Here is a 10,081-nt window from a genome sequence, read left to right on the forward strand (position 1 = left end):
ATATAACCCGCTATCTTGCTGTTTCTGAGCTGCCTGTGCGGCAGTGAACTTATGTCTAAGCATGGCGATACTATGACTATTTTTCTGAGCTGCCTGTGCGGCAGTGAACATTATTGACGACATATGCTCGGCGTGAAAACATTTCTGAGCTGCCTGTGCGGCAGTGAACATGATAAACGACGTTGGGAAATATTAATTGACTTTCTGAGCTGCCTGTGCGGCAGTGAACGAAAAGCTAACACTTGAGTCAAACGGTTATAATTTCTGAGCTGCCTGTGCGGCAGTGAACGTCTCCGTGTTGATGGGTAAACTTTAGCAATATTTCTGAGCTGCCTGTGCGGCAGTGAACATAGTGGAAAACGTAACGTTGTTAACTTGAGATTTCTGAGCTGCCTGTGCGGCAGTGAACTGACAACAGAAGCTTACGACGAAGAATATCAATTTCTGAGCTGCCTGTGCGGCAGTGAACTTAAAGGGCAAGATGTATTGGTCGCTGGAGTATTTCTGAGCTGCCTGTGCGGCAGTGAACTAATTGGGCTGGTCGATACTTTAACTATGAGTTTTCTGAGCTGCCTGTGCGGCAGTGAACTTTCAAATGCTATTGCCACTATTGCCATGCAATTTCTGAGCTGCCTGTGCGGCAGTGAACATTTGTGTGGTCTGATGATAATGGTGCAACATTTTCTGAGCTGCCTGTGCGGCAGTGAACCTAATCTTGTACAAGGGCGTAGCGCTGGTCGTTTTCTGAGCTGCCTGTGCGGCAGTGAACTGTTACGTTGTATTGCCATGACGGGTATCAATTTTCTGAGCTGCCTGTGCGGCAGTGAACTGTTCGGCAGGATCATAAGTGGCGACTCAACCATTTCTGAGCTGCCTGTGCGGCAGTGAACTCAATGGTACAATAAACGGACTAATTAATTGATTTCTGAGCTGCCTGTGCGGCAGTGAACATATGTCTGGCACAACTGCTGAAACAGCATAATTTCTGAGCTGCCTGTGCGGCAGTGAACGAGCCTCTAGCGATGGACGGACCGAGGTTTTATTTCTGAGCTGCCTGTGCGGCAGTGAACTCAAACGAAATCATTAAAGAGTGTCGCCTTTTTTTCTGAGCTGCCTGTGCGGCAGTGAACCCTCGGTGATATACTAGCAAAATATCACTAGATTTCTGAGCTGCCTGTGCGGCAGTGAACCGTATTTTCACACCAAACGGGGCAACGCTTAATTTCTGAGCTGCCTGTGCGGCAGTGAACATGCAGTTGGTTGTACATATTTTACAATCAGCTTTCTGAGCTGCCTGTGCGGCAGTGAACAATTTGCCAGTTTTCGAACACATCGACAAACCTTTCTGAGCTGCCTGTGCGGCAGTGAACATGTCGAGTGACGGTCATCAGATTTTCATTGCTTTCTGAGCTGCCTGTGCGGCAGTGAACAATATAAATACGTTGAGATATCAACCGAGTCATTTCTGAGCTGCCTGTGCGGCAGTGAACATAAATTAATCGAACAACTAAAGCGGCATGAATTTCTGAGCTGCCTGTGCGGCAGTGAACGGATGGATGAAATAATTATTTTCACGTTTCTATTTCTGAGCTGCCTGTGCGGCAGTGAACAAAGTATAGCTGACATGATACAGAGTAATGTATTTCTGAGCTGCCTGTGCGGCAGTGAACCGTCTTTCAACACTTGTTCGATGAGTTCTTCATTTCTGAGCTGCCTGTGCGGCAGTGAACTACCTTCGTCTAAATGAAAATCAAAACCAAGATTTCTGAGCTGCCTGTGCGGCAGTGAACAATAGAATATCAACATAAAAATAAGTTACAACAGGTAATTAGGTTAAAAAACGGATTTTAACCATATAATAATTACCCCATTGTAACTTATTGTTTTACTTGCTAATTTTTAAAGAGCTTTTTTTAATGGTTAAAACCAAGGTACTGTTGCTGTGTTACTTAATCCGTAGGAATCAAAATCTCCGTTAGCAGACTGCTCTTGTAAATCACTAAATTCAAAAAATTTACGATGTACTTGTCCAGTTGAACTGCTCAATAGATCTAGGTACGGATTGTCAAACCCTTGGCTGAGCATTTTTACTTTGTATCGCTTTTTACCATCATCATCTATGCTGCCCCTAGCGATTAAACGTTTTAACTTCGCTTTACTTAAGTTACTGCGCTTAACCGAAACAACACGATATTGAACCTGCTCTGGTACAACGGTAATTTCTCCTACTTGGCAATAGCCTACCAATGCCCCTAACCAATCAATACCGTGCAAGTCGTTTAATAAACTGGCATCACCATGAATACGAAACAACCTACCTAGCTTCAAATGTGCTTTCGGAAAACTAATGCCAATGAGATTGGTATTAAGTGACACTAATGCTTTGTGAAACTTAGTAAATACTTTGCTGCTGAGTTCCGCTTCGCGCATTTCAGCATCGGGTTTTAAATTAATATCAATATATGAGTTCATCTTGCCCTCCTAAAACCGTATGTTTGAAACATAAGCGAGGCCTTTTTTACCAAGGTAAAAACTTGAAACACCTGCATTTTCAATCAGCGTTTTGATTTCTCGCCCCTTGATACGGTCTACATCGATGCTAATTTCTAACTGACCACTGGCTTTAGTCATCATAGAAGTGACTTCACCTTGCCCTTTTATCTTTTCTTTTTTTATAAAAGGATTACCCCAAATCGTTTTTTTAGGTCCTGTGGTATATCGATCCATAAAGTCCTTTTTAGTGAAACCTCGTTTAGAAATACCACTAATGCCACCAGATTTTGTTTTTGCGGTTGTCATAACAAAGCCTGTTTCTAAGCGAGCAAGCTGTAAATATAATGCTGAACAATAGATACTAACAGGTGTAATTAATCCTTTGTTATTTAAGTATTCTATCTCTGGAAAGTGACTTTTTAGTACTTCGATTACTTTGGCTAAATCACCTTGAATCTCAAGCGCCTTTTCTTTATTTAGTAACTCAAGACGATTAATAATGCTCAATGGATCAAGTTCAATAGTCGCATCAGCGTATTGTTCATTATTAATAATAAAATCAAGAACTTGTTTTAAATCCAAACTCAGCACAGCCCAAAATGGCTGCGAATAATCAGATGTAAACACGGGATCTGATACTTTTATCATTCCAGTAAAGGCATTTTGATCTGTGCTGCCATTCATATTACGAATATAAGTTATTTCATTAGTAAACTGTGGCTTATCAATAAAGCTGACTTTATCTTCCAACTCTTCAAAATAATATGCAGTTTCATATAATTTGCTACGAGCTTGATAGAGCTTTCTTTGGTCACCAATTAGGCGGTTTAATAGCCCCATCACCGTATCTAAGGTATTTTCACAAACCTTAAAGTTGCCTTCCTTTTTTAGGCTGGTCATCGATCCTAGGAATTCACGGCCCTTTTTAGGGACTGGTTCATTATTTGAGCCTCCTAAAAACGAGTTGCGCCAACAAGAGTCATATTCAATGGTTATTTTCATTTAGCCCCCTACTTGGCGTAAAAATACTGGGCATACTGAGAATGTGCTTCGGTAACAGTTTCTGACTCATCACGCTTAATACGCATCATTTTATGACTGTCGTTATAATCTACCGTTAGCTCATCAACATACATATAGCCCTTTGCTTGGCGAATACTGAGATCTGCGATGCGTGACAACGTATGTTCGATTAGTGCTTGTACTGCATCATCATTAAGTAATATGCCGCATTCACCTTCTTCAAAAATGGTACCTTTGCGCACATAGTTACTGTGGAAAGTGGCTACTGGGTTAAGTGATGGATTAAGACTTTTGATAAAGCTCTGTACTGTCGCCGCTACCTCTTCGCCTTGGCCTTCTTTTATAATCATACAGGCGCGATCGAATTTTTTATCAAGTGAGATAAATTGCAGCTGTTCAATGCTGATAGAGCCGTAGGAAATATATTCAGTATCGCCAAAGGTAGTTTTAGAAAAAAATGATGAACTGTCACGAGCCCCTGCTTGACCAAATTGTTCAAAATTACCATTACCTAATTGGTCAACAAAATCTTCGATTAACAAAGGACTCGTTCTTTTACATTGGCTTGATGGCACTACGTAACCACGTATTAACCCCGTAATGGAGGCTAATATTTTTTCTAAATTTTTATCACCCGCAAAATGTAAATCAAAAGCTTGCTCTTTAAATAAATGATGACGAATACAGTTTTGACTAATGTATAAAGGTGTTTTTTTAAAGTCGATATCGGTTGCTTCTTTCTTATATTTGTAGCCCGTTTCATCTTTTATTCTGCCAGTTAAATTTGTATAACCGCGCAGTTTTGGCAAAGTATGATTATCAACCGTCTTACCCCCATCGCCTGTAAGCGTCGTCGGTCCATTCCAATTCACTACGCCATGACCGAGTGCTTTAATTTTGAAATCAACACTTTTAATTCCTGTTACTTTTTCCATGATTTATTCCTCATCTTCAGTTGTTTGATTAATGTATTTTATTGACATTGCGCCTATGGGCTGTTTGTCGCAGACGGCGTAATAAATAGCATGTGGGTGACGAGAACTTTCGCCCCCAACTTGCAGTAAATCGTTGCTGGTATAGCTCAAATAAATCGGTGATTCTGGGTCGCGTGCTTGATTTAATAATATCTTGTCAGTAAATGACTTATCACTCCCACCCATAATATTGTGATTCTTTTTAAACATGTTAGATAACAAGTCTTTATCACTTTGTCCGTAACCTAAAATGGCATTAGTGGAATAAGTGAGGTTGTCGATATTGCTATCATCATCCAGCGGTATTGAGTAGGCGTATTCTTCCAGATATTTTGGTTTTGCATTGCTTAAATCAACCACAGCTAATTGTACAAAGCGGTTATCACCGCGAAGCGACCCTTTACTCATTTTACTGCGTTTTTTATCTTGGCTTTTCTTTGGTGGTACTGTGATTGGATCGATCACTTTAGCATCAATTTTTTTCACACTTTCTTTTAGCACTGCGATTAAATCACCCTCAATAAATCGCTTAGAATTTTCTGTATGATGATATTCATAATAAAGCTGATAGATTTCTGACAAGATAAAGTGTTTATCTTCAAGAGAAGTCAGTAAAAATTGATACCAAGCGCGTACTGAGTTCAACACATACATTTTTGAAAGAAACCGTGATGCAGGACTACTACCTTTAGTCTCTGAAATTGATTTAGGGACCGCTAAGGTGTAGGTATTTACATTTGCATTAACACCAAAACGATCTAGCCGCCCTAGACGTTGCAAGCAGTCTTCGGCATTAGTGATTTCTGCAACCATGTAATCACAACTGATATTTAATGAAGCTTGCACAATTGGGCCACTGCGAAGCACTTCATATTTGCGTATGCCACCACGCTTATACGCTTCATATACTTCACCAAACCATTTTCGTTTATCACTCTTTATAAATTTAGAATGTAAAAGTACCGCATTTTCATCATGTTGATTGGCAATGAAACTATTCTGAGCAGTGAGTGCCATATTACTAATAACAAATGTACAGCCGTTTTGTGGGGTAAAAAGCGGGTTACTTTTACTTAGTTCTGAATCGTCGAATACTTTGAAATCAAGCTGATACTGGCTTTGATTAAAAGACGGCATTACCTTGATGTCGTCTTTATGAATACCAAGTAGCTCTTCCACAAACACATAATGCGGCGTAGCCGACACTAATAACGTATTAGCTTGTTGCTGTTGCATTTTTTTAGCCGCTATTAATTCGGCAAAAAGTAGATTAAATGCAGGCATATTGACATATTCATGAAACTCATCAAACACCACATGTACATTTAAAAAATCAATTAAGGTGTTGGCTTTGGTATGGCTAATTACCGAGCCAAGTATTTGATCAATTGTGGTGATAATGATGTCACCTGAGAAGTTTTTATCTTCGGGTATTGGGTTACCCCACTGGTTATGAAATTTAAACTCACCGGTATTAATTTCTATAGTGGAGTTTGGCAAATATTGTTCTGATGTTAATTCGTAAAATAACCCTTGGCACACTTGCACTCGTGGGCAAACCCAAATAATCCGCTTTGCGCCTTGTAACTTGGCCCATTCCAACGCAATTTTTGTTTTACCACACCCCGCCGCACCTGCTAGTACTGCAACATCCTCTGCTGTTGTCAGCTGTTGCGCAATGTCACTTTGTTTTATACTGCGTTCACTATTGGGAAAAAAAGTGCTTAAACAAGTTCCAATATCAGTACTGAGCCTTGTTTCAACCTCAAGTAGCTCATTCATTTTTTCGTCAAGATTACGTTCGAAAATTACCTGATGTAATTCTGCGGCACTTAACGAAGAAACTTTCCTATCAGCAGTTATCAAACACGCACGTGCGATGTTATTAAGCGCGTTGATTTTTACATTTGCACTATTAGCTGAAACCGACTCTTCTAATTCATATTCTTTGTAGTTTGGTAGCGGCGGCGCATCGGGCAAACTACTTTCAAGCTCTTCTGAGACTTCAGCAATAAATGTTTTTTCGAGAGAACTGTTGCTTAATTCACGATACTTTTTATCAATACCTACAACCTGTCTGAGAAGCGACAGAGCTTGGCCAATGATATCGTCTAATGAGGATTCTTTTTGATTTGCTACTAGTTTCTTGCTGATGTCTTTATAAGTGGTAAAGCTATTTTTATCTTTACGAAATGGTTTTGCATGATGCCAGTAAACCGCATGTTTAACAGAGCGCTTATTGCTTGAATTCAGTATTTTTAGTTCCGCGCCATCAAGCAGTTGATACAGTAAAAGTGATACTTCATTGTGGCGAGGATGCTTTTCAAAACTAAATTTAGCATCATCTATATGCTGGCCGTCATCGGCAACATAGCTTTTCTTTTTCGGGTTAGTTACCCATTCCTGAAACTTAGGATCTATTTTACCTAAATCATGTAAACAACCAGCAACAAAATTCACCAGCGAAAACTGTGAATTTTCAGGTAATAGCTTACGGTGAAGCTGTTCAGCTAAATAACCAACAGCAAATAAATGTTCCGCCAAAGGTTGCAATTGCGTATTAGCATAAAGCACACCTTGTTTTGGTTTATCGGTTACAACATCCATAAAAACCTCTTTTTCAGTGCTATTAACTGGCACAACACCTTGTTGATTAAATTTCAATTTATTTCCTACTACCCACAACAATTGGCTGCGTGATCGGCTTCTGATCCAGTGGCAACTTACGGCAGTGCTTCGGCTCGCGGTTTGACGCAGCATTTTTTTAACCGTAAGTAAGCCGTCTTCGGTAATGAGGGTTTGCCATGTGTTATCACCGATGCGATCGGCGAAGGCATCGAGTACTCGGCGAGTCTTTTTAAGGGCATTTTTTTCACATTGACTCACAAACGTGACCATCATGATGCATCGCCTTCTTCTGGCGACTGTTCGAGTTTATTGTCTACTACAATATTTTCGATTAGTGCATCACTTGGCTCAGTAAATGACATAAGAGCGAGATTTTTAACGGTATCAAATAAGTAGTCTAAGGCTTTATGGTCGGTAAATTTTTGCAGTACTTGCTGACGAAACTCTTGTTCGGTGGCATTTTCTTTGGCGCAGACAAAAGCCCATGGCAATACAATGGCGTCTTTAATTAAGTCAGCGACATCGAACACTAACGCGCCGCGTCTGGTTTTTCCGTGCATTACCGCAAAACCATGGGGGATCCCCAACACCCACAAAGTGCAGGCCGCTAAGCCGTAGGCTAGATAATTACCGTGGTTTAAAAAGTCATTGGCTTTGTCGACATTATTTTTCGCCGTTTGATGCTGGCGACTAAAGTCTGCCATTCCGGTGTTATTGGCGGCAAATTTATAAAGCACTTTGGTAAGTTGGGCTTCGGTTAATAATAGTTCTGCTGACTTTTGTGCAGTATTGGTGCGTTGTGTAAATCGTTCTAGCGCGGTTTGAATAGTTGGTGCGCTAAACACAAAACCTTCAGTATTTAGTTCTTTATCTTTTGACCAAACTTGCTGTAAGTACTTAATACGGGCTGTTTGTAGGTATTTTGCGGCTTGTAAGCGTTTATGGTCGTCAAACCAAAATGATAACCAACCTTGCACATATTCAGTGGGGCGGTATTCACTTTGTGGTGTCATCCATTCAATATCATTGCCCATGTATAACGGTGTGCCACCGCCGCCAGCAAAACCAATTAATACGCCTGCTTGAGCGAGCATTCTGACCGCTGCTTGGGTGATAGAGGTGCCATTGCCGAGCAATAATACCGTGGTGTTAGCGATGGGAATATTGTAATACTGGTTTTCGTTTTTTGCCTCGGTGAGATACAACACTCGGCCATCTTTTTGCATCACTCGGCAATACTCTAAGTAGTACATGTTGGCGCGTTTTGAGTGCAGAATTGTTTTTAAATCTGAAGGTGAAAAATCATCCATTACCAGCTCCCTGTGTGTATTCCTTTACTTTAACCGTACCACGTGTGGTTGCACATTACTGTTAAAATACACAGGTAAAGTGACTTTACATTTTATAGATGTAAGTTGTTTTAAATATGCTTAGCCACTGAAAAGCCATGGTTTTATGTCATCTCGATTTACGAGTACCAGTTGTTGTGCTTCTGGGGTGCCATCGAGCATTTTGGTATTGACTTGTAATTCATGCAGCAAGTATTGAGCTAAAGCAGCGCGAGTAGACATGACTAATTGGCCACCTTCCATTTGGTAGTCATTAGCCAGGACGGCTTGTTTTGCTGGGCTTAATCGGGGATCGGGTTGAAGGATCAAATTGACCTGTGTATGCCAGGCAAGATCTTGTTGTGGATCTATGGTTGAAGCATCTATTAACTCTGCTTCACCTCTAAAGCGACTTAATACTAGGTCTCTAAAGTTTTGTGATTTTTCGCAATAACCTCTTATGTGCCAACGAGAACCGGTATTCACGAAAGTATGAGGGTGAAATATTCTGCCGTCATTTTCAGGATTTGCAAGTGAAACATAATCAACTTCTATACGTTGTTTATGTCGTATAGCAGATATCAATACTCGGATTATGTTATGTGAGACTTTTCTTGGCGGCAGGACTAAGCAAGATACATTATCGGCAAATGAGCTGTGAGTTGTAATATCTTTGGTGGCAAACCAATGTAAATAAATATTGATGTTAGGGGTGATGTAATAAGCAATAAAGGTATCGGCAGAGTAATAGGTGCCACTGATCTTGGTGGTGTTATTTGGGTAATGGCTTGTGTAAGTTTTTAAGTCATACCAATCCGCATTAAATTATGATCTAATATGCTCACCACTTTCAAATTATTTTATACTGTGAAAAACTACACATCTGTTGAGCTTGTTAAGCTATCAAAGTCAGAAAAAGACGCCCGTATGCGTATCCGCATATTGGCTGTTTCTTGCTTTCTGGAATGTCACAATCGCGCTCAAGTCGCTCGCCAATTAAAGGTTAGTCGTCGCAGTGTCAATGAATGGGTTAAAAACTACTTAAATACTGGCATTGATGGCTTGAAAGCCAATATGAATTCGACAAATGCTAATAAACTCGACGAACACCAAAAGCAGGTTCTTTATCAATATATAGATGAGTTTAGCCGCTCCGAACAGGGTGGACGATTAACGGGGTTAGACGTTCAATCACATATAGAGCAGCAGTTTGGCATCCATTATCATATTAACCATGTATATACCCGTGATCATTGAAAATGCTTGATTTTGTCCCAAATGGGATCATCATAGCCCTATGAAACAAATTACACTCTCGCCAGAACAAAAAGTAGCATTGGAAACTCGACATAAAAGCTCGAGTGATAGGCGTGAGTGTGATCGCATTAAAGCCATTTTACTACGCGATGAAAATTGGCCAACGCCAATGATTGCCCAAGCGTTACGTATTCACGAAACGACCGTAGTTCGATACATTGATGCCTATGCTCACGACCAAAAACTCACGTGTAATAGTGGCGGCTCCTTAAGCTATCTGAGTCAAGAGCAAACTGAACTATTGATTGCACACCTGTGTGAGGTGACCTACTTGCATAGCCATCAAATAGTCGCTTATATCTCAGAACAATTTCAGAT

Annotated in this window: 8 protein-coding genes and 1 CRISPR repeat array (1 of these 9 cut by a window edge); of the genes, 2 read left to right on the forward strand and 6 right to left on the reverse strand. The window is 40.4% G+C overall.

Annotated elements, in window-relative coordinates:
- A CRISPR array of direct repeats spans positions 1-1,790; the repeat unit is 29 nt; unit sequence ATTTCTGAGCTGCCTGTGCGGCAGTGAAC (it extends 820 nt beyond the left edge of the window).
- 130 nt (positions 1,791-1,920) lie between these two features.
- From cas6f to AAEZ02_RS06090, 6 genes are all read right to left on the reverse strand, one after another.
- Complete coding sequence (gene cas6f, locus AAEZ02_RS06065; RefSeq protein WP_351122268.1) at positions 1,921-2,472, reverse strand: type I-F CRISPR-associated endoribonuclease Cas6/Csy4; 552 nt, start codon at positions 2,470-2,472, stop codon at positions 1,921-1,923.
- A gap of 9 nt (positions 2,473-2,481) precedes the next feature.
- Positions 2,482-3,495: a type I-Fv CRISPR-associated protein Cas5fv gene (gene cas5fv, locus AAEZ02_RS06070; protein ID WP_351122271.1), complete on the reverse strand. Its 1,014-nt coding sequence runs from the start codon at positions 3,493-3,495 to the stop codon at positions 2,482-2,484.
- An 8-nt stretch (positions 3,496-3,503) separates the two neighbouring features.
- Positions 3,504-4,451, reverse strand: coding sequence for a type I-Fv CRISPR-associated protein Cas7fv (cas7fv, locus tag AAEZ02_RS06075; RefSeq protein WP_351122274.1), 948 nt, complete (start codon positions 4,449-4,451; stop codon positions 3,504-3,506).
- Between the two features lie 3 nt (positions 4,452-4,454).
- Positions 4,455-7,391, reverse strand: coding sequence for a CRISPR-associated endonuclease Cas3'' (locus tag AAEZ02_RS06080; protein ID WP_351122277.1), 2,937 nt, complete (start codon positions 7,389-7,391; stop codon positions 4,455-4,457).
- Positions 7,388-8,428 (reverse strand): type I-F CRISPR-associated endonuclease Cas1f, encoded by a 1,041-nt coding sequence (gene cas1f / locus AAEZ02_RS06085; protein ID WP_351077147.1) that lies wholly within the window; start codon positions 8,426-8,428, stop codon positions 7,388-7,390. The genes AAEZ02_RS06080 and cas1f overlap by 4 nt, the downstream gene beginning before the upstream one ends.
- 120 nt (positions 8,429-8,548) lie before the next feature.
- Positions 8,549-9,031 (reverse strand): WYL domain-containing protein, encoded by a 483-nt coding sequence (locus AAEZ02_RS06090; protein WP_351122280.1) that lies wholly within the window; start codon positions 9,029-9,031, stop codon positions 8,549-8,551.
- A 252-nt stretch (positions 9,032-9,283) separates the two neighbouring features.
- Here AAEZ02_RS06090 and AAEZ02_RS06095 point away from each other — a divergent pair, with 252 nt between their 5' ends.
- Positions 9,284-9,703 carry a helix-turn-helix domain-containing protein gene (locus AAEZ02_RS06095; protein ID WP_351122283.1) on the forward strand — a complete coding sequence of 140 codons (420 nt, stop codon included), beginning with the start codon at positions 9,284-9,286 and terminating at the stop codon, positions 9,701-9,703.
- 40 nt (positions 9,704-9,743) lie between these two features.
- Positions 9,744-10,081, forward strand: a 338-nt coding sequence (locus AAEZ02_RS06100) for a helix-turn-helix domain-containing protein (protein WP_351122286.1), incomplete at its 3' end; no start/stop codon positions are given.

Source organism: Shewanella sp. T24-MNA-CIBAN-0130 (genome assembly GCF_040310185.1).
GTDB lineage: Bacteria > Pseudomonadota > Gammaproteobacteria > Enterobacterales > Shewanellaceae > Shewanella > Shewanella psychromarinicola.